This is a genomic window from Myroides sp. ZB35 (assembly GCF_001865835.1).
Taxonomy (GTDB): Bacteria; Bacteroidota; Bacteroidia; order Flavobacteriales; family Flavobacteriaceae; genus Flavobacterium; species Flavobacterium odoratimimum.
In genome coordinates this window covers 583,341-603,761 of record NZ_CP017769.1, presented here as the reverse complement: position 1 = coordinate 603,761, position 20,421 = coordinate 583,341, and the positions used below count along the sequence as shown (strand labels likewise).

General features: G+C 35.1%; 19 protein-coding genes. 14 read left to right on the top strand and 5 right to left on the bottom strand.

Translation table 11 applies throughout. The annotated features are described in order from the left end of the window. Positions 1-100 precede the first annotated feature (100 nt). Entirely contained in the window at positions 101-1,492 is a 1,392-nt protein-coding gene (locus BK054_RS02795) for a leucyl aminopeptidase family protein (RefSeq protein WP_006264706.1), read from the top strand. 113 nt (positions 1,493-1,605) lie between these two features. Further along, positions 1,606-2,115 (top strand): GNAT family N-acetyltransferase, encoded by a 510-nt coding sequence (locus tag BK054_RS02790; protein ID WP_006264707.1) that lies wholly within the window; start codon positions 1,606-1,608, stop codon positions 2,113-2,115. A 36-nt stretch (positions 2,116-2,151) separates the two neighbouring features. Here BK054_RS02790 and BK054_RS02785 read toward each other — a convergent pair whose 3' ends face one another. The 3 genes from BK054_RS02785 to BK054_RS02775 are packed head-to-tail and all read right to left on the bottom strand — an operon-like array spanning position 2,152 to position 4,794. Beyond that, entirely contained in the window at positions 2,152-3,030 is an 879-nt protein-coding gene (locus tag BK054_RS02785; protein WP_006264708.1) for a hypothetical protein, read from the bottom strand. Between the two features lie 17 nt (positions 3,031-3,047). Next, the gene (locus BK054_RS02780; RefSeq protein ID WP_006266937.1) at positions 3,048-3,896 is read right to left on the bottom strand and encodes a hypothetical protein; all 849 of its coding nucleotides are present in this window, start codon (positions 3,894-3,896) and stop codon (positions 3,048-3,050) included. Positions 3,897-3,900: 4 nt separating this feature from the next. Continuing rightward, positions 3,901-4,794 (bottom strand): hypothetical protein, encoded by an 894-nt coding sequence (locus BK054_RS02775; protein WP_006266938.1) that lies wholly within the window; start codon positions 4,792-4,794, stop codon positions 3,901-3,903. A gap of 190 nt (positions 4,795-4,984) precedes the next feature. On the opposite strand from BK054_RS02775, the gene BK054_RS02770 reads away from it, so the two are divergent. From BK054_RS02770 to BK054_RS02755, 5 genes are all read left to right on the top strand, one after another. Beyond that, positions 4,985-5,530 carry a HugZ family protein gene (locus BK054_RS02770; protein ID WP_071306892.1) on the top strand — a complete coding sequence of 182 codons (546 nt, stop codon included), beginning with the start codon at positions 4,985-4,987 and terminating at the stop codon, positions 5,528-5,530. Positions 5,531-5,639: 109 nt separating this feature from the next. Next, positions 5,640-5,954: a hypothetical protein gene (locus BK054_RS02765; RefSeq protein ID WP_006259545.1), complete on the top strand. Its 315-nt coding sequence runs from the start codon at positions 5,640-5,642 to the stop codon at positions 5,952-5,954. After that, complete coding sequence (locus BK054_RS02760; RefSeq protein ID WP_006266940.1) at positions 5,951-6,340, top strand: hypothetical protein; 390 nt, start codon at positions 5,951-5,953, stop codon at positions 6,338-6,340. Before BK054_RS02765 ends, BK054_RS02760 begins: the two co-directional genes overlap by 4 nt. 268 nt (positions 6,341-6,608) lie before the next feature. Further along, entirely contained in the window at positions 6,609-6,764 is a 156-nt protein-coding gene (locus BK054_RS18255) for a hypothetical protein (RefSeq protein ID WP_156860083.1), read from the top strand. Between the two features lie 83 nt (positions 6,765-6,847). Next, positions 6,848-7,201, top strand: coding sequence for a hypothetical protein (locus BK054_RS02755; RefSeq protein ID WP_006259543.1), 354 nt, complete (start codon positions 6,848-6,850; stop codon positions 7,199-7,201). A gap of 190 nt (positions 7,202-7,391) precedes the next feature. On the opposite strand, the gene BK054_RS02750 is transcribed toward BK054_RS02755, so the two are convergent. Continuing rightward, a complete protein-coding gene (locus tag BK054_RS02750) occupies positions 7,392-8,288 on the bottom strand; it encodes a DMT family transporter (protein WP_006266941.1) in 897 nt (298 codons plus the stop codon). A gap of 231 nt (positions 8,289-8,519) precedes the next feature. Here BK054_RS02750 and BK054_RS02745 point away from each other — a divergent pair, with 231 nt between their 5' ends. The 6 genes from BK054_RS02745 (at position 8,520) to BK054_RS02720 (ending at position 13,230) form a co-directional block, all read left to right on the top strand. Continuing rightward, positions 8,520-9,221, top strand: coding sequence for a hypothetical protein (locus tag BK054_RS02745; RefSeq protein WP_232234333.1), 702 nt, complete (start codon positions 8,520-8,522; stop codon positions 9,219-9,221). Between the two features lie 23 nt (positions 9,222-9,244). Continuing rightward, a complete protein-coding gene (locus BK054_RS02740; protein ID WP_006264715.1) occupies positions 9,245-9,940 on the top strand; it encodes a hypothetical protein in 696 nt (231 codons plus the stop codon). Between the two features lie 177 nt (positions 9,941-10,117). Then, a complete protein-coding gene (locus tag BK054_RS02735; protein WP_006259538.1) occupies positions 10,118-11,683 on the top strand; it encodes a M20/M25/M40 family metallo-hydrolase in 1,566 nt (521 codons plus the stop codon). A gap of 93 nt (positions 11,684-11,776) precedes the next feature. Beyond that, on the top strand, positions 11,777-12,106 hold the full coding sequence (locus BK054_RS02730; protein WP_006264716.1) for a hypothetical protein: 330 nt from the start codon (positions 11,777-11,779) through the stop codon (positions 12,104-12,106). Between the two features lie 199 nt (positions 12,107-12,305). Then, complete coding sequence (locus BK054_RS02725) at positions 12,306-12,737, top strand: hypothetical protein (protein WP_006259536.1); 432 nt, start codon at positions 12,306-12,308, stop codon at positions 12,735-12,737. 106 nt (positions 12,738-12,843) lie between these two features. Beyond that, positions 12,844-13,230, top strand: coding sequence for a hypothetical protein (locus tag BK054_RS02720; RefSeq protein WP_006259535.1), 387 nt, complete (start codon positions 12,844-12,846; stop codon positions 13,228-13,230). Positions 13,231-13,306: 76 nt separating this feature from the next. On the opposite strand, the gene BK054_RS02715 is transcribed toward BK054_RS02720, so the two are convergent. Next, positions 13,307-14,257 (bottom strand): alkaline phosphatase family protein, encoded by a 951-nt coding sequence (locus BK054_RS02715; RefSeq protein WP_006266943.1) that lies wholly within the window; start codon positions 14,255-14,257, stop codon positions 13,307-13,309. A 222-nt stretch (positions 14,258-14,479) separates the two neighbouring features. Here BK054_RS02715 and BK054_RS02710 point away from each other — a divergent pair, with 222 nt between their 5' ends. Beyond that, positions 14,480-20,371, top strand: coding sequence for an alpha-2-macroglobulin family protein (locus BK054_RS02710; RefSeq protein ID WP_006266944.1), 5,892 nt, complete (start codon positions 14,480-14,482; stop codon positions 20,369-20,371). The last annotated feature ends 50 nt before the right edge of the window (positions 20,372-20,421 follow it).

Below are 20,421 nucleotides of genomic sequence, written 5' to 3'. Positions count from 1 at the left end.
TCTTTTTTGGATACTTAGAGATTATAGCAGAGTTTTAAGAAAAGCTCTTTTTTAGTTGCGTCTAAAAATGTTATATTTGCAGTAATATAAAAAGACAAAGATGATACAACTAGTAAATAACATGAAAGAAAACGGGAATGTTGTTTTCGTTTTAAGTAGTGAGAACAAAGGAATTGTTGATGTTCCTGCATTCTTAAATGATTTCGTAAAAGCATTCGAAGAAGGGAAAAAAGAAGAAGACTTTGCTAAAGTGGGAAGTCAGTATTTCTTTTTCGTAAAAGAGAATGAGAACTTAGAAAAAATGCGTTTAGCTGGTAATAGCGTTCGCAAACAATTAGATAAAAAAGCTGACAACCTTACTATCGTAGGTAATGGAGCTTCTACATTAGCTTTAGTAGAAGGATTTATGTTGTCAAACTACCAATTCTTAAAGTACTTCAAAGAAGCAGAAGAAATGAAGTTCGCTTTGAGTAATGTTGAGGTAAAAGGAGATTTCACAGCTAAACAAATCAGCGACTTAAACAATACTGTAAAAGCGGTGTATTGGGCTCGTACAATGGTAAACGAACCTGTAAGCTTTTTAAATGCTACTCAATTAGCAACTGAAATAGAAGCTTTAGGTAAAGAGGCTAACTTCTCAGTGAAAGTATTAGGGCGCAAAGAAATTGAAGACTTGAAGATGGGTGGTTTATTAGCTGTTAATAAAGGGTCTATTGATCAACCTACTTTTACTATTATGGAGTACAAGCCAGCTAATCCAATCAATAAAAAGCCTATCGTATTAGTAGGTAAAGGAGTAGTGTATGATACAGGAGGTTTAAGCTTAAAACCAACTGCAGGTTCTATGGACTCTATGAAGAGTGATATGGGAGGTGCAGCATGTATGGCAGGTACTATCTATGCAGCAGCTTTAAACGACGTGAATGTTCACGTTATCGGATTAGTTCCTGCTACAGATAACCGTCCTGGAGGAAATGCTTATGCTCCTGGTGATGTGATTACTATGTTTGACGGTACAACGATCGAGGTATTAAACACAGATGCAGAAGGACGTATGATCTTAGCAGATGCTATTGCTTATGCTACTCAGTATGATCCAGAGGTTATTATTGATGCAGCTACGCTTACAGGTGCAGCTTTAGTAGTAGCTGGAGATATGGCATCTTGTATTATGGGGAATGATGAGCAGACTATCGATGCTATCATCGCTTCAGGATACAACGTACACGAGCGTTTAGCTAAGTTACCTTTCTGGGACGACTATAAAGACTTGTTGAAATCTAACGTAGCAGATATGAAGAATATCGGTGGACGTTTTGCAGGTACTATCACAGCAGGTAAGTTCTTAGAGCACTTCGCTAAAGCACCTTATGTACACATGGATATCGCAGGTCCAGCTTGGATGGATGCTCCTAGAGATTATAAAGGTAATGGTGGTACAGGAAGTGGAGTACGTACTCTAGTTGACTTCTTGACTAACTATAAAGGATAATATCTAATCAGGATATAAAGAATAAGAACGAGAGTAGTCTAACTACTCTCGTTTTTTTATACTTGTATTTATAGTTTTATCGTATTTTCGTCATCTTATAAAGAATCATAACAATGAATAACTTAGCAGAAACGACCACTTTTATACCTGTGGATAAAAGTAATATACACTTAATTCTTCCTTTGGCAGAGAAGATCTGGGAGGATACGTATCTTCATATTATCGGACAAGAACAGATAGACTATATGCTACCAATGATGTATAGTGATGAGCGTATATTAGGTGAACTAAAAGAAGGGTACCAATGGGAACTGTTAATGCAAGGTGAAGAACTGTTAGGATATACAGATTATAAACTAATGCCTGATAATAGAGTATTTCTTTCTAAACTATATACTAATGTGTATAAACAAGTAAAGGGCTTAGGGCATTTTATGTTTGAGCATGTAGTAGAGTATGCTAGACGTGAAGGCGCTACTGCGCTATATCTTACCGTAAATAAAAATAACCAACGTGCTATAGATTTCTATATCCGCAATAATATGAAGTGTATAGAGTCTAAGACTTTTGATATCGGACAGGGATATGTAATGGATGATTATATCTATCAGTTAGATTTATAATAACAAAGAAGGTTAGCCATTGGCTAACCTTCTTTGTTATAACATCAGCTCTATTACTCTATAAGTAAACTCATATTCATAAATACTTGGTTGCTCATTAGGCATAGACTTGACTACTGTTTTTACCTTAGCAGTCAGAGGTAGATCTTGAGCATTATAAGTGTACTCTATCGTAGTTAGGAGGTCGCTACTTTCTATTTTAACGATATTGTTTTGTTGATTATAGTTAGTGTACATCAGCTCATTAGCACTAAGATAGTTTGACACATTATACGCATAAGGCAAGTAAGCAAATGGGTAATTCTTTTGGTCATAAGTATAGATTGTCTTATTGCTATCTAGGTTGACTAACTTTAGATTGTTACTAGGATTATAGATAAAGTCAGTTACTTCAGGATCAGAGTACTGAGGCTTAGAAGATATCTCTATAGAGCCAGGTAGATCTAGTCTATTATACACGATCTTACTTACTCTAGACTCGTCATAGTATAAATCCTTAAACTCTGTATATTGAAGTATTTTATTGTCGTATACTAGGTCTAAGCTCATTTTATTCTCTCCATAGATGACTTTGCGTAGTAGGTTATTCTCATCTAACTCCATGGTAGCAGTGAAGGAACTACTAGGTGCTCCATTCTCTACTAAATAGGATTCCACAGAAGTCATTTGACCTAAATCATTATAATTAAAGTCATATTTAGTAATAGATACTTCAGTATTAGGTGTACTTGCGTCTACTACATTTACATTATCGATAAGGGTAGCGTTATCAACAGGAACATAGTTCTTCTCAACAACTTGGCTTACTACAGTCAGTTTCTTTATCTGATCAGAAGGTATAGGACTGGATGTACTATAACTATTCCAACTAATTACGAATAGTAACAGTGGAGTGAATAACAAACTTCTTTTCATAGTATTTTTATAATATATTACTTCATTATTGGTATATGTAATTCTTTATAGATGAATTCATACTCATATAAAAGCCTTTTGTTGTTCTTATCCTCCTTATCTATACTTGTGATTCTAGCAGTAATAGGGAATCCTTTCTTGTTATATGTGTAGTCTATAGAAGTTATAAATTTAACATTTTCAATTCTAATTACATTGTTTTGTTGAATATAATTTGTAAATATTAAGGATTCACTCCCTAAGAAACTAGATATAGTATATCCGTATGGCAGATAGCTGAAAGGATATTTTTTATTGTCATAAGTATAGTCAGTGTATTGACCATTATATATTTCTCTGTTCAAGTTTAACTTATCGTTATACTCCAAACTTATTTCAATAGCATTCGTCTGTTCTGGTGTAGTGCTAATCGTAATCTGACGTGGTAATAAGTTCGTGTTATAGTTATATGTACTAGTTCTCGTTTCTCTAAAATTACTGTTAGTAAATATAAACGAGCTTAGTAGTTTATCTGTGTACTCTAGTTTGTAAGAGCTCGTATCAGATCCTAAATCAATATTTTTAATAGTATGCTTATCCTTCATCTCTATGTATGTAGTAAAGGGATAACTAGGCATATTATTTTCTATAGCGTAACTACTAGTCGAAATTAAGACACCCTGCGTATTGTATGTAAAATCATAGTGTCTTATAAAGACCTCTGTATCTCCTTCAGTTTGATCTGTAGAAGGATTAGGATTGATAGATATAATATGCGCTTTCGGTATATGTTGTTTCTCTATTACTCGTTCTATTACTGTTATTGGTTGTCCCCAAGCAATAGGAAATATAAGTAGTAGTAGAAAGACTAAGCTGATAGACTTCATGGTTTTATCTTTTCTTGTTTTTTAAACGGATAACCTCTAGTTCTTTATAATAAAACTCATATTCACACGTCACTCTACTATCTAGAGCATTTGTTTTAGAAGTCTTTCTAACCCTTGCTGTGATAGGTAAGTTGTCTGTATTATAGGTATAGTCTATCGTAGTGATGTGTTCATCATCTTCGAACCCCACAATGTTGTTTTTAGGAGCATAAGTAGTAAAGGTCAACCAATCTATAGACATATAGTAGAACGGATTATAGTAATAAGGTTGCCCTGCTAGTATATACTGCTTATCATCATAGCTAAAAGAGAATAACTCTAGAGGATTCTTATAGGTACGTACATTCTGATTAAGGTCATAGGTGAAGTCAAGATTGATAACTTCATTAGGTTTGCTTTCATTACCTAATCTTGCATGTACAGGTAGTTGATGCTTATCATAGCTAAATGTACTAACCACCAGTTCTTTAAACTCTGGCTCATAGTGTGTAATTTGATGAAGGATATTATCTTTATAAACAGCTTTTAACTTATCGGTATCCTCGTCTAGTGAAATGGTTGTCAATTGCTTCTTAGCATTTAACACCACTCCTAAGCTAGAAGGGTTAGTCGCTTTCTCATTGATGATATTACTAGAGTAGGTGTTGATTAATTGACCATATTCATCATAAGTAAATAAGAAGTTGCGTATTTCTGTTTCTGTATTCTCTTTATCTTTATTTATTGTATTAGACTTTCCATCTGCATAAGTTTCTGTGATTAGTAAGTAACTTTTCTCTACAGCATGGTCTAATACTGTTGTTTTAAATGTTTTCCCTTTTCGTTTTGTAGTAGAGTTAAAACTACCACAATTCATTAATAGTAATAATAGTGGTGCTATTAAAAGTGTTCTTTTCATTGTTGTCTTGACTAGGCGATAAAAATACAATTATTTTTAAACACACACTTCTAGGCAATTTATTTAAACCTAGTACGGATAGCTAGTACATTTATTTGTGTCTTTATGGCATAATGTTGTTAAAGCTACTTTCTTATTCTTATTTAGTTTAAATAATTTATTATCTTCGCTTCATTAAAATTTATAAGAGATGAGTACAGATACAATAAACCCAAATTTCGATCAACATAAAGTAAAGCCTAAAGCTCCTAAAATCGAAGAATTAATCAATGAGTGTAAGTCAGTAATGATGGCTACTATCAGCGAGGACGGAACACCATTAGTAAGTACAGCTCCTTATTCTAGAGTAGGTAATGAGTTTCAGATATTAGTTTCTTTTATGGCAAAACATACAAAGAACTTACGTGATCGCAAGCAAGTATCATTCATGTTTGTAGAAGATGAGAGCGTATCTAAACAATTATATGCTAGACACCGTTTAACTTTAGGTACTCAAGCGGAGTTAATCGAGAAAGAAAACCCATTATACGAGAAAGCAATCGCTGACTTAAGAGAAAGACATGGTAAGGTAGTAGAAGTATTAGATAACTTAGAAGACTTCATCATGTTTAACTTTAAACCAGTTAAAGGTTCTTATGTGAACGGATTCGGTAGTGCATACTTCGTAGATGAGAATCTAGAAGTGATGGAACACAGAAGAGGTGCTCATGGACAACATAACGTAGATCAAAAGTAATAACTATATTTTTATTAACGGAAGAAGCCTTTATTTCCTTATTGGAGTAAAGGCTTTTTTTATTGTACTATAAAATAGTAGTTTTGAAGACAGAAGATTATTTTGATTTATGACTAAAGGACAAGTACATATTCGCTGTTCTAAATGCGGAACATTTAATGTTGATACAGATAACTGTATATCGTGTGGACATGCATTGAATATGGTACAGCAACGTGAAGAAGAACGCAAGCACTTAGAACGCGAACGCATCGCTAAGGCGTTAGCTGAAGAACCTTCTGCTATAGAGAAGTTTTTACTCCGTATGACGAAGCACCCATGGCTGCTAGTACGTTTATTTTTTAAGTTAGTCTATGGCGTTTGGTTTACTGTGATGGCAGTGACGATGTTTATAGCTTGGCTAATCGGGATGATAGTAGCATGAGTGTATTGAAGCATTGGACTTTTATCACTATGCTAGTAGTGGGTGGAGTTATCTATACTGCACAGCGACTGGAGGTAGAGTTACCATCCTTTATTAATAATTATGTCAACGATATTCTCTCTATTCCCCTTACGATGGCAGTGATATTAGTCATTCTACGCCTGTGGAAAGGGAGTACATATCAGTTATCTCCCCTGATGATCACTAGTGTAGTCTTGTACTACACCTTTTATTTTGAACATTATCTTCCTCAGCACACTTCTCGTTATACTGCAGATCTATATGATATAGGCTGTTATATCTTAGGAGGTATCCTCTTTTATCTTTTACAACAATATGTGTGGAGCGCAAATAATTCCCTTCAGAAGAAAGTATCACACAAATAAATAGCATTACTTTTTTTGTTTTCATCTAGTTAATAGTCGTTTTTTTCTCTCATTTTAGAAATTTTGAACACCTTTTTTTAAGAAATTCCCCTTTTTTGGAGGTTTATGGGGATTTAGTAGAAAAAAGCTGTATGTTTTTTTTGAACAGTATTTTTTATAAGTGATTGATAATTAAATGATTGTTGTTTTTTGTGTTAAGTTTACTATTATCATAGACCTATCTTAAAGCCAGTATTCATGGGGTTTTATCGCAGATTGTTCGACAATAGTGGGACAATACACCGATAATGGTGGAGCTAAGAGGTTGTTTATCGAAGGAATCTCCTTTTATACTCCACGTATTCTTCATGTATTAGCTCTTGAGGTTGTGATAGGTTATTTTGAAGGTGGGAGTTTTAATTACAGAGAAGATTCAGGAGGATAAGGCAAAAAATGAAAAAAACGATACCTTTGTACTTCCACTGAGATAGCGTTGTCTAGAAGGTGTTATAACAATTAAAGCGCAGTATGATTACAGTATTTTATACAGATTATTATGAGAATCTATCTGAAGAGAATCTAGAGCTAACATTAGAAGAATGTATCGAGATATTCTCAGAGACGATAGACTTAGTGGATAACTTCGTCGGTATCACAGTAGGTGCACACACGATGCAGTTTCACTGTGATGAAGACCGTATCTTAGTAGAGGTGTTAAATCCTCCTACCTTAGTCAATCCGCAGATGTATGCTGACAAAACGCAATGTCTTGCCATCATTAAAGATATTTATGCAAAACAACAACTGTTCGTCTATCCACAGATGAAATTAGTAGATGTACGCAAAGAGAGTCTTGACGATGTATTAGAAAGAGAGTCTTAATAAAGAAGAATAGAAAAGCCTGCTAGACATACTAGCAGGCTTTTTTTATGAAATTGTTTTTTTGTTTTTTTGTGAAGGTGTGAAATCGTTTAGTTTTATTTTATCACTACATAGTTTGTCACATCATCTAAGTGTCTTATGCCCGTAGGGCAAGGCTGTTAACCGTTAACCGATAACTGTTGACCAATAACTATTTCTTCTGATTAGCAATAATAACTAAGGTTACAGCACCTAATACGAATAGTAGACCTATAGCAGACATCCAGTCGAAGTGCTCTGCGAAGAATAAGGTACCTACTAGTACAGCTACTACAGGCTCCATAGATCCTAAGATAGAGGTGACAGTACTACCTGCGTGCTTCACTGCTAGTACTAGACATAAGTCAGAAATGAAGGTAGCGAATACTCCTAATAGAATAAGGTTGATCCAATCACTCGTCAGGGTCACCGTCTGTATTCCTGTAGTGAAAAGACAGTAGAATAAGAAGATTAAACACCCCATTAACAATACATAGAAGGTCAATGAATCAAAGTTCATCTCTGATATTCTAGATTTATTTAAGCCTACGATATACAGTCCATAGGTGAATATCGTCAGGGCAGAGAGTACTAGACCTGTGATCAGTGAAGGTGAAGCCTCACCGTGTATACACATCATACCGACTCCCACTAGAGATAGAATAGACGCTACCAAGAGTGCGATAGACTTCTTCTCCTTATAGAACATAATCATGACAATACTGACGAATATAGGGTATAAGAAGTGTACAGTAGTGGCTAGCCCACTATCTATATACTCATACGCATCGACTAAGAATTTGGCTGTTGCGGCATACAATAACGCCAAGAAAAAGACGACTGCTAGATCTTTAATAGAAATTTTTAAGCTTGTTTTTTTGTACAAACATACTGCGCCCATGGTCACAGATGAAAATAAGAATCGATAAAATAGAATGGTCGGTATGCCTATAGCAACCACTCCTTCTGGTCGCAAGTTCGGCAGTATCAATGGTAAGGAGAACAAAGGCACCAAACCAAATGTACCCGAAGAAATCAATGCGAATAGAATTCCTTTAAGGTTTTTCATTGTTTTAAAAATCTTTTAATTAAAAATCTGCGCAAAGGTACATTTTCAAGACGGGGTATAGAAGTAGGAGGTATATTATTGCTAATCTCTTGTTTTACCTAGGATAGGACTGTTTATTTTGATAAGAGATTTGGTAGAGAAAAATTAAGATGATAACATTTTTCGTAATAATTTTAGAATAAGATAATTAAGGAATAGTGTATCTTTAACATAAAATTCGATATGAGGAATATGTTGATATTGATCTTTATACTTATTTCTGTCTTTTGTTTAGGGCAAATACCTACAGATTGGCAAGTGGATGGGTTAAAAGGAAAGGTGAAGAATATGGAAATAGTTATGAATGGGGTAGGTGAAAGTGCATGCTTTGAAGAAGTAAATGTTTATAATGAAGAGGGGTATTACCTATCTAAAAAGATGTCAGTTTTAGATGAAAAAGCACCTGATGTTGCTATGTTTTTAAATATGATGGAGAACTATGAACCATATAAAGGTAATAAAAGGATTACGATAAGCTTTTTAGGTGATAAAGTAGAGATAGCTAAGGGGACAGAAGAGTGGCAGTCAGATAGTATTCGCGTTAATATTAGTAAAGGAATTTCGTGGGGAGAAAGTAGTGAAGAAAAAGAAGTTCTGATTAATATAACTACCGAAACATTTAATGGAAAAGGGCTTTTAGTAAAAAGTTTGTATGAAGATGAATTTAGTAGTTCAACTGATTTGCCAGGTAAAAGATTAGAGACAGTTAATACGTTCAATACAGAAGGATATTTAACTAGTTTAAGAGTAAATGATTTAAATAAAAATACATCTACAGAGTTAAAAGTGGTAAATGTAGAACTAGATATTAAGGGAAATGTAACAGTACAAGAGCATTACGAGGATGATGTATTAGTGCTTAATAAAACCTTTACCTACGAATATTACGATTAATAAAAAAAGCTAAAGAAAAAGAAATGATTAAGCAGTTAATGTTGGTGCTAGCAGTGATGCTAGTAGGGTGTAAGTCAGAGGGGAGTACTACACCCTATAGTGATGCGAAGTTAGAGGGGATCAGAGGAAGAGTAAAGTCTGTAACAGAGGTTATACGACTGTCTGACTCTAATGTTGTGTCACAGAGAATAAGCCTATATGATGAGAACGGATATAAGATATCGATGGAGTCTTTAGACAATGAGTTAGATACTGAATTGTTAGAATTTAGTAGTAATGGTATTCTTAAATACGAACCGTATAATGGACAACAACGCGTATTAAAAGGATATGATTATGAAGGAGCTGTGATAAGTGAAGCGATACAGAAGTGGTCTTCTCCTGCGGCGTATACTGTAGTTACATCTTATACTAATACTCCCTCAGTGAGTAATACTATAAAAGGGGCAGTAGATAAAGAAGGAAAGATTAGCTCTATGCAGATGATAGCAAAGGATGGAGAGAGTGTACAGATAAACTCATTGTCGAAGTTTATGTATGATGATAGTGGATATCAGAATGGGTATATACAGAAAGATGTATTAGCCTCTACAGATGCTAAATATATAGTAATGAATAAGGGGTACGATAGTTTTGGGAATATTACAAAGCAGGAAGTATATGTGGAGCGAGATGTACTAGTGAGTGAGAAGGAGATTGCGTATGAATATTATGAATAGGTTGGCTGTAATTATGTAATAAAAAGTGATTAAAATTACGTGATGAGTATTTATAGAGGTTAATTATTGTGAATTTTATTGTATAATCTAGTGTTTATGGTGAAATAGGCGATTAATAGTCTTGGAAGTATGGTTAAAATGTGTAATTTGCCCATCTTAAACTAAACACTAACCAATATGAAAATCACAAACGTAATCAGTAAGACGATTGCACATAGTGTACTAGGGGTGACCTTACTGTCTAGTGCGCTAGTATTAGCACAAAAACAAGATCCTATAGTAGAAGCTATCGTAAAAGAAGGAACTACTAATTCTCAATTAAAGAAGTATGCATTTGAACTAATGGATGTCATCGGACCTCGCTTAGTTGGAACACCACAGATGATGCAAGCACATAATTGGGTTAAGGATCAGTATTCTTCTATGGGCTTCGAGGCGCGTAATGAAGAATACGGAACATGGAAAGCATGGGAGCGTGGTACTACACAGATCACGATGACTTCACCTCGTACTAAATCATTAGAGGGAATGCAACTGGCATGGAGCCCTGCTTCTAAAAAAGGAGGGGTGGACGGAGAAGTAGTGATATTAGCTGATGTAGCTTCTCAGGCTGACTTTAATGCTTGGTTACCTTCTGTTAAAGGGAAGTATGTCATGATCTCTATGCACCAACCTACAGGAAGACCAGACTACCAATGGCAGACTTTTGCTACGGAAGAGTCTTATACTAAAATGAAAGAAGAGAAAGCTGCAGCTGAGAAAGCATGGGCTACTCGTATCAAAAATACAGGATATACAGCTAAGGAATTGCCTAAAGTATTAGAAGATGCAGGAGCTGCTGGTGTGATAATGTCATACTGGACAGGTATCATGGGGTCTAATAGAATCTTTGGAGCAGAGACTAAAAAAGTGCCTACTATCGATATCGCATTAGAAGATTATGGAATGCTATATCGATTAGCAGAGAATGGTAAGAAACCTCATATCCATGTGAATGCACAGTCAAAAGACCTTGGTACTGCGAAGACATATAATACAATAGCTGAGCTTAAAGGTGGAGAGAAAGGAGATGAGTATGTAATCTTATCTGCACACTTAGACAGCTGGGATGGTGGAACAGGTGCTACGGATAACGGTACAGGTATCATTACGATGATGGAGGCTGCTCGTATCTTAAAGGCAGTACTGCCTAATCCTAAACGTACTATCCTAATCGGTAACTGGGGAAGTGAAGAGCAAGGATTAAATGGATCTCGTGCTTTCGTAGCAGATCACCCAGAACTACACAATAAGATACAAGTAGTATTCAACCAAGATAACGGTACAGGACGTGTGGCTAATATCTCTGGACAAGGGTTCTTAAATTCTTATCAATATATCACAGACTGGTTATACGCAGTGCCTGAGAAATATAAGAAAGAAATTAAAACACACTTCCCTGGTTCTCCATCAGGAGGAGGTTCAGATCACGTGTCATTTGTAAGTAAAGATATACCTGGGTTTATGATGAGTTCATTGAGCTGGGGGTATGGTAACTATACTTGGCATACAAACAGAGATACAGCTGACAAAATCGTTTATGACGACGTACAGAACAACGCTATTCTGATCGCTATCATGGCTTATAAAGCAAGCGAGGAGAAAGAGTTGGTATCTAGAGAAAAGATTGTTCTTCCATTAGACAGTAAAGGAGAACGTCAAGAGTGGCCAGAGTCAAGAGGACCTAAGCGCACAAGTAACTAAGATATAAAGAAAGAGCATTGCTGAGGTAATGCTCTTTTTTTATTGTAAAATGTTGCATAGAGTTGTTTAATTTTGAAAGATAAAAAGGTAGATATGATAAAGTTGTTTTACTATGACGCTCTTACTGATCAGGGGCAAGAAGGAGACGAGTCTAAGGTGGCTACAGAGCTAGAAGTAATCACGTGTTTTAAGAAGTTATCGACAGAAGAAGGTACTTTTATTGGAATATTTAAGGGAGAGGATGATACGCTACAGTTCGGTTGGTTACGAGATGATATGTGGATTATAGATATTCCTATAGTGAGTAAAAAAGGCTCTTATCAGAAGGAAGGGACTAGAGAAGAGTGTATAGAACTAATTAAAGAGCAATATAAGAACTTTGATTTGAGCTTCAGTCATAGTTATACATTTGAGGAGTGGTAGTGAGTTTTATATTAGTGTAAACTAGTTTTTATATTTAGTTTCTAGTATTGGTGGTTGGTTTTTGGTGACTATTTTAATAAACTATATTTTTTAATCTTAATTTTATTGTTTTCTGTTATTTGTTTACGTTAAATAATATTTTTTTGGTATAAACTTTTGTTGTTTTTATTTTACTTTGACGCCCTAAAATAATAATAACATGAAAAATATAAGTTTGGTTATCATGATGTTAGTCATGGTTTTTGTTGCTGGGTGTTCAAAAGAAGACTTAGAAGTAAACAATAAAGATGTCAGTATTCAGTACAATGGTACATCTGTAGAAACTAGAAAAGCTAAGGAGTACACTAATTTTTATTTTACTATTAGATCTAAAGTGCGTACACCTATGCAAGGGTATGTAGAAGTAGTTACTATAAATAATGAGAAGATAAAGTCGGATAGATTTTCTCTTGATATGGGAGAGCATAGAGAAGTTCTAGTGAAGAAAGAAGGAGTAGTAGTTGAAAGAGATTATGTAAAGAGCTATAAAGTGTATGCTACCCCTATCAACTTTGATGCATTTCCGAATAGGGGAATGCCTTCAAGAGACTTCTTTAATCCACCTATGTATAAATTTCCAAAGGCAGGATAGAATGTCTATAGGATGTATACATATGGGATACTTAATGTTGGTGTAGTGTTAAAGCATTGTGTCTTGTTTTGTTTGTGCAGTTTATTTGTAATAAAAAAATTGCTTTATGAATAAGATATTGATGTCTATGATCATCATGATGTTATTATTAGTAAGTTGCTCATCAGATGATAATGAACTTAAGAGTAATGATAAAGATGCTTATACAGAATATGTGAATCACTCTGTCGTACAACGTGATTCTAAAAGGTATAGCCAATTCGTATATAATGTGAAATCTGTTACGACAAACCAATTAAAGGGATATCTAGAACTAACTACTGTAGAGGGAAAAAAGTTTAAGTCAGAGGACTTTAATGTAAGTCCTGGAGGAGTAACGACAGTGACAGTGCTTGTGGAAGGACAAGTGAGTGATGTCGGATTTATCAAAGATAGAAAGTTGTATGTCAGACCTGTTATTGCATTTGTAGATCCTTTGTTGCCAATAAAATAAATTATTACTTATAACTAAAAAAAGAGCTATTTGAGATTTTCTCTAATAGCTCTTTTTGTTGAAACAAAGTATAGACTTACTTAAAGATATCTTTTATCACTTTTCCTTTACTGTATTCTAGCTTTATACCTAATAGTTCAGCCATTGTATTTGCTACATCTATTTGCTCATAACTACCTGTACTGATTGTTGTATTTTGTTTAAAGTCTGGCCCCATAGCGAAGAATTCGATATGACGACATCCTAGACAAGCATCTCCATGGTTAACAAAAGAATCTTTTACCCCATCTAAGTGACGACCATGGTCATTTGATACCATTAGTGTTGTCTTGCCTTTATAGTCAGGTTGAGATTGTAAGAAATCCCATATATCTTTAATGCTTTGATCTGTTGTTTTGATAGCTTGTATGTATTCATTCCATTTGTTAGCATGTCCATAGCTATCCACATCTTTTAAGTTAATAACAACTACATTAGGTTTGTCAGTTGTGATTACTTTTTTGAAGTTCTCGATAGTTACTTCATCTGTTCTATAACCTGTACCATTACCTGCTACTCCTGCATCTGCTTTAGGCATATATTTATTGTTCCAATCTGGGTTTTTAGTATTGTTTAGTACTTCTAATTTGTCTTTAGATACGACAACCCAAGCTTTGCTACTGTCTTTGTTCGTTTGTTTTAACCATTGTTGTAACACAGAAGGATTGGTAGGAAGTTCTTTACCGTTGTTCTTAATACTGTCATATACACCTGTGATTAGCGCTGTATGTCCTGCATTAGTATTCGTTAGTCCATTGTTTCTAAAGTTGCTGATAAAAACACCTTCTTTTAATAGAGCAATACGGTTAGGGATATGTGCTTGTGTAGTTTCTTGCCATGTCTCTGTCATTCTAGGACCGTCTATTACTAATAAAACGACATTCTCAGTTTGATACTTTTTGTTTTCTTTTTGTTCTACTTTATTGTCATCGCTAGAGCATGATACTAGTGATACACATAAGATAAGGCTTAGGATAATTCTTTTCATAATAATGTTTTTGTATGTCACAAAGTAACCTCGATTACACCTCATTATACAAGTTGTTCGCATTATGCGTTTGTGAAGCTTAGGTTATATAAACGTTTAGAAAAAAGTAGAACTGTAGGCGTTATTTAATGTAGGGTTAACGACTATTTTGTATCATTTGCTGTACAAGTTTTTAGAAGTAATTTATAAAAACTCTATCTTTAAGGATTCAATTATAAAACTATGAAGAAGTTAGGTTTGTATCTTATGATTCTTGCTCCGATGATCGGCTTTGGACAAAGCTCGAATGGGAGAATACAAGAGTTATGGAATATTATTCAGAAACAAGAAGAGAATGCTGAGGTAAAGAGCATGTTGCCCAATATACAGGAAGTAAAGAAGTTGTCAAAAAGACACAATGACTATCCTAGTATGATTAAGGCAATGTTCTATGAGGCAAGAGTGAATATCTTAGTCAGTGAAGATGATAAGTATGATGTCAATACAGTCATTAAGCAATTCGCTGAAGAAAGAAGAAATGCTAAAGGAATTAATAAGGCTATTATTGACACGTATATCGCTGAGATATTTAAGCTTTATTACACTGCGAATAAGTATAAACTTAGAGGTAGAACAACTTTAGAACAAAGTACAGCTTCTGGTATCGCATACTGGACTGCTGAAGAGTTTAAGAAAGAAATAGAAAAGTATTATCAAAGTGGTCTTGCTCTAGCTTCTAAAGAGCAAGGAGAGTCTATTGGTAATTGGGGAGATATGTTCAGCTCTAATGTATCTAACTTAGGTGTTAATAGGACTAAACTGACAGTGTATGATGCATTGCGTCTAAATTATTTAGACAACCTACAGTATAACTCATTTGATTTGTCAGATGAAGAACGTAGAACACTAGAGCAAAAGAAGGAAGAGTTAAAAGCATCTCTTCTAAAAGATGTAAAAGCTAAGAATGATCCTACGCTCTATGTGTATGTAGAGATGTATGTAGCTGCTACTATAGAATCTAGTGAGGATAGAAAAGAGAAGTTCGAAAGCTTATTAGCAGCGTATCCTAATGAGCCTCTTGTGTATGAGGGATATGCTAATTATCTAAATGGAGTAGAATTAGTAGCTCTAATAGATAAGGCTGTAAAGTTATTTCCTAATACAAAAACGGCAGAGAACTTAAGTGCACTGAAGAAGTATACAGAACGCAAACAATACACTTATAATATCAATAAGTATGTGCTAGATAAGCAGGCTATACCTGTGAGCATAGGACATCAGAATGGGGATAAGGTATATGTGCGCGTGTATAAGAACAACCAGGCTAAGAGAAGTAACAATGTACCCTTTCATAAGGGGATAGAGGCATATAACAGATTAGATAAGGAATATACTTCTATAGATACTTATGCATTGCAGTTGAGTACCTTCACTGATTATGAAATGCACAAGACTGTGGTAGCGTTACATCCATTAGAGGCAGGTAGATACTTTATAGCATTTTCTAATGTTCCTTTTGACCAAATCAAAGAAGGAGAGTCAGATGTACAAGTGAGCCTAGTTAATGTGACACCTAATATTATAGAAATAAACGAAGGGAAATTACGTGCTTATAATAGAAGAACAGGTAAGCCATTAAGCAATATTAGTATTCACATCGCTAATGAAGATGAGAAGCGAACTAATAGTAATTATTGGGAAACGGTGATAACGACAGACTCGAATGGAGAGGCTAATCTTGATTTTGCTAAATCTGATCGATATCTTTATGCTAATATAAAAGGGGAAGAGGTATATTATTCTTCTTATGTATACAATCGCTATCAGCAAGAAGAAAAAGAAGATAATGTACAGTATAAAGCGACTGTACTAACAGATAGAGGTATCTATAGACCAGGACAAGTCTTATATTTTAAATCTATAGTTTCTAAAAAGAGTAAGCTAAGTGAGCAAGTCGTAGCTAAGGCACAAGTATCTATAAAGCTATATGATCCTAATGGAAAGGAATTGACTACAAAAAAACTGATGACCAATGAGTTTGGTTCTGTGAGTGGACAGTTTGTATTACCATCTGTAGGTAGATTAGGTAATTATAGTGTTGAAGTCATATTAGGAGAGGAGACTGTAGGATGGAGTCATCTATCAGTAGAAGAGTATAAGCGTCCGAAATTTGAAGTAGAGTTCGAAAAACCTAAAGAAATCTATAAGTTAAATGAGGAGGTAATAGTAGAAGGAAATGCAAAGGCTTTCTTAGGGGCTAATATAGATAAGGCAAAAGTAGTCTATAGAGTAGAACGACAAGAGATATGGCCTTATTGGATATGTGGACCTTACTACCCAAGTAGATATCTGAATCCTGAGACAATGATTCAGGGAGAGACAATAACGGATGAGAAAGGAAAGTTTACTATCAGCTTTAAGGCGTTGCCTAAAGAAGAAAAAGAAAGTAAGCTGCCTCGTACCTTTACTTATTTTGTCTATGCAGATGTAATAGACCAGAATGGAGAAACACATAGCAGTAGTATAGATGTTGTAGTAGGAGAGAAGAATATAGAGTTAGCTGTTAATCTTCCTTTTATTTCTACAGTAAAGGATTTGAGTAAGTTTACGATTAGTACGAAGAACTTAAATGGGATAGACTATGCTTCTCAAGGGGAGTTAAGTATATTTCCTCTTTTAGCTCCTAATCCTGAGCGTATCTCTGATAATTTTGGTTTAGATAAAGGAGATTATAAGTTGTATGATTACAATGAGTTTGTCTCTCTATTCCCTCATTTAGATTACGGAGATGAGAAAGATACTGCGCAATGGGGAATAGGTAATTCTGTGTTTAGTACATCATTTAATACAGCAGATACAAAAGAGGTGGTATTTAAGGGAGCTAAACAATTGTCTTCGGGTGCGTATATCGTTAAGGGATATGTATACGAGAACGGTGAGAAGAATGAGATAGAGAAACGCTTTACATTAAGAAATGAGGAGTCAAAAGAGCCATCAAAGGTCTTAGTAGAATTAAAAGCAGAGGACAAAGTATATAAAGTAGGAGATAAGGCTAGTGTAGAGATACGTAGTGCTGAGAATAATACGTATGCATTCGTAGAAGTAAAAGCAAACGGTAAACAGGTTTATCAAAAAGTGATGAAGATCAATAAGAGAGGTTCGTCAATAGATATTCCTATTAAACAGGATTATAAGGTAGTAGATGTTTATGCCTTAGCATTAAAGCACAATATAGCAGCACAAGATGCGGCTAGTGTTGCTCTAAAAGGAGAAGAGAGTAAACTGTCTTTAGTTATTGAGTCTTTTAGAGATAAGGTAGAACCAGGAGCTAAAGAAAAGTGGTCTTTAAGAGTAAAAGGGAAGGAGAAGGAGCAAGTGGTATCTGAAATATTGGCTACTATGTATGATGCTTCTTTAGATCAGTTCGTATCACATAGTCTAAATACTACTCTTAAGGTTCCTGTACATTATTACAACAGACCTTCGTTTAGTATGTATGATTTTAGTAATATCAAAGGAATAAGTTACTTTAATTCATTAGCAAGTGAGACAGTTGATTATACTAAGTTTATAATAGATAGACCAATCGTATTTAATACTTACGGCTTAAACTTCCAACCTAAAGTTAGAATTGGTTCTGGAACAATGCGAGTGAGAGGGATGAGTAAGGTGAGTGCTACGAGTGGAGATGCAATGGCTGAAAATATTGTTGCTCTTAAACTTTCATCTCAAGAGGAGTTTAAAGAAACTGCTCCTATGATTGAGTCTAAGGACGTAAGTAGTGGTGGTAACAGTGTAGAAAAAACGGATGCCCCTGCGCCGACTATTCGTAAAAACTTACAAGAGACAGCATTCTTTTACCCTACACTAAAGACAGATGAGAATGGTGATGTGAAGTTTGAGTTCACAATGCCTGAAGCTTTGACGCAATGGAAGTTTATGGCTTTTGCTCATACTAAGGATTTGCGTAGTGACTATGCTGAAAAAGAAGTAGTAACTCAAAAAGAGTTAATGGTAGTGCCTAACTTACCTCGTTTCTTACGACAAGGAGATAAGTTAACGTTATCTACTAAAGTAGTTAATCTATCTGATACTAATAGAAAAGGTAAAGCTACTCTTCAACTGTTTAATGCTTACTCGAATGAGTTGTTGGTAGAGAAAACAGGAGAGTTCTCTGTCAATAAAGAAGAGTCAAGTGCTGTAAGTTGGGATATAGAAGTTCCGAATAGCGTAGATGTAGTATCGTGTAGAATAGTAGCTGTGTCAGATAATTATAGTGATGGAGAAGAGTCTGTACTACCAGTATTGACTAATAGAATGCTAGTAACAGAGACGATGCCTATCTATATCAAAGAAGGACAGAATAAGATATTCAAGTTTAAAGAGTATGAAGCGAATAGAAGCAATACACTGCAGAATCATAAACTGACATTAGAGTTAACGACTAATCCGATTTGGAATGCTGTGTTTGCTTTACCATACTTACAAGAATATCCTTATGATAGCTCAGAGCAAGTGTTTAGTAAAGTGTTTGCTAATGCTGTTGCAACGAAGATATTAAATGACAATCCTAAGATTAAGACTGTCTTCGATCAATGGAATGTAAAAGGAGAAATGTCTTCTAAACTAGAACAGAATCAAGAGTTGAAGAGTGTACTGTTAGCTGAGTCGCCATGGGTTAGAGAAGCAACAAGTGAGGCTGAGCAAATGAAGCGTATGGCGGTCTTGTTTGATTTGAATAAAATGCAATATGATCTTCAGTCGGATATTGATAAGTTAATCGAGCAACAAAACGAAGATGGAGGATTCTCTTGGTTTAAAGGAGGAAAATCAGACAACTATATTACACAAACTATTGTAGAAGGTTTTGGTAATCTGAAACGCATAGGTGCAATGGATGCGCCTTGGGCAAGTGATGTGAATTATATTTCGATGCTAAAGAGAGCAATAGAGTATATGGATCAGGCACAGTATAAAGATTATGAAGAGCAAGTGAAGTTTGGTGTAAAAGGTAAAGTTCCTAGCTTAGGTACACACTATTTATATGCACGTAGTTACTTTATAGGAGACTTCGGTATCAATGAAAAATACTCTCCGATGATAACAGCTATTCGTCAAAGTATCGAGAGTGAGAAACCTGCTAATAATCTTTATCAAGAGGCTATACGAGCTGTGATAGCAAAGAGATTTGGTTCTGATAAAAAGGCAGAGAGTATTGTTAAGGGGATTATGGAGACAGCAGTAGAGTCTGATGAGATGGGAATGTATTGGAAGAATAATACTGCAGGATGGTTATGGTATCAGGCGCCTATCGAAATCCAAGTAGCAATTCTAGAAGCTACCAACGAGGTAAATAAAGAGAAATACGCTAATGCGATAGAACAGATGAAAGTTTGGTTACTAAAGAATAAACAAACTACTGGATGGAGATCTACTAAAGCAACTACAAAGGCTGTATATGCCTTATTAAATACAGGTAAGTCTTGGTTAGATGCAGAGCAAGGTCTTGAAGTAAAAGTAGGAGGATATCCTATAGATACAGAAGCAAATGCTCAGGCGGGTAGTGGTTATATTAAACAGAGTTGGACTAAAGCAGAGCTGACAGCTAAAAAAGGTGTTGTAGAAGTAAATAAGACATCTCCTGGTATTGCTTATGGCGCGATGTACTGGCAGTACTTTGAAGATTTAGATGCTATTAATACAGCAGAGACAGGTATTAAGTTAACTAAAAAGCTATATATAAAAGCGAATACAGAGCAAGGTCAAGTACTACGTGAGATCACTAAAGAGTCTCCAATTAAAGTTGGTGATATAGTGACAGTACGTTTAGAGATAAGTGCAGATAGGGATATGGATTATGTTCACTTAAAAGATATGCGCGCTAGTGGGTTTGAACCTACGAATGTATTATCAGGATATAGATGGAAAGGAGAGTTCGGATACTATGAAGAGACAAGAGACGCATCTACGAATTTCTTTATATCGAGATTGAGAAAAGGAAGCTATGTATTCGAGTATGAGTTAAGAGCTAATGTAAGTGGTCAATTCTCTAATGGTATTACGACTATGCAGAGTATGTACGCACCAGAGATGAGTGCTCATAGCGAAGGCATTAGAATAGAGATTAAGAACTAGTCATACTAGACAAATAAACAGGAGGAGGTTTGCTGAGGTAAACCTCCTTT

Excerpts from the sequence above, each read along its gene's own strand:
- BK054_RS02795 (WP_006264706.1), top strand. The coding sequence starts at position 101 with ATGATACAACTAGTAAATAACATGAAAGAAAACGGGAATGTTGTTTTC.
- BK054_RS02790 (WP_006264707.1), top strand. The coding sequence starts at position 1,606 with ATGAATAACTTAGCAGAAACGACCACTTTTATACCTGTGGATAAAAGT.
- BK054_RS02785 (WP_006264708.1), bottom strand. The coding sequence starts at position 3,030 with ATGAAAAGAAGTTTGTTATTCACTCCACTGTTACTATTCGTAATTAGT.
- BK054_RS02780 (WP_006266937.1), bottom strand. The coding sequence starts at position 3,896 with ATGAAGTCTATCAGCTTAGTCTTTCTACTACTACTTATATTTCCTATT.
- BK054_RS02775 (WP_006266938.1), bottom strand. The coding sequence starts at position 4,794 with ATGAAAAGAACACTTTTAATAGCACCACTATTATTACTATTAATGAAT.
- BK054_RS02770 (WP_071306892.1), top strand. The coding sequence starts at position 4,985 with ATGAGTACAGATACAATAAACCCAAATTTCGATCAACATAAAGTAAAG.
- BK054_RS02765 (WP_006259545.1), top strand. The coding sequence starts at position 5,640 with ATGACTAAAGGACAAGTACATATTCGCTGTTCTAAATGCGGAACATTT.
- BK054_RS02760 (WP_006266940.1), top strand. The coding sequence starts at position 5,951 with ATGAGTGTATTGAAGCATTGGACTTTTATCACTATGCTAGTAGTGGGT.
- BK054_RS02755 (WP_006259543.1), top strand. The coding sequence starts at position 6,848 with ATGATTACAGTATTTTATACAGATTATTATGAGAATCTATCTGAAGAG.
- BK054_RS02750 (WP_006266941.1), bottom strand. The coding sequence starts at position 8,288 with ATGAAAAACCTTAAAGGAATTCTATTCGCATTGATTTCTTCGGGTACA.
- BK054_RS02745 (WP_232234333.1), top strand. The coding sequence starts at position 8,520 with ATGTTGATATTGATCTTTATACTTATTTCTGTCTTTTGTTTAGGGCAA.
- BK054_RS02740 (WP_006264715.1), top strand. The coding sequence starts at position 9,245 with ATGATTAAGCAGTTAATGTTGGTGCTAGCAGTGATGCTAGTAGGGTGT.
- BK054_RS02735 (WP_006259538.1), top strand. The coding sequence starts at position 10,118 with ATGAAAATCACAAACGTAATCAGTAAGACGATTGCACATAGTGTACTA.
- BK054_RS02730 (WP_006264716.1), top strand. The coding sequence starts at position 11,777 with ATGATAAAGTTGTTTTACTATGACGCTCTTACTGATCAGGGGCAAGAA.
- BK054_RS02725 (WP_006259536.1), top strand. The coding sequence starts at position 12,306 with ATGAAAAATATAAGTTTGGTTATCATGATGTTAGTCATGGTTTTTGTT.
- BK054_RS02720 (WP_006259535.1), top strand. The coding sequence starts at position 12,844 with ATGAATAAGATATTGATGTCTATGATCATCATGATGTTATTATTAGTA.
- BK054_RS02715 (WP_006266943.1), bottom strand. The coding sequence starts at position 14,257 with ATGAAAAGAATTATCCTAAGCCTTATCTTATGTGTATCACTAGTATCA.
- BK054_RS02710 (WP_006266944.1), top strand. The coding sequence starts at position 14,480 with ATGAAGAAGTTAGGTTTGTATCTTATGATTCTTGCTCCGATGATCGGC.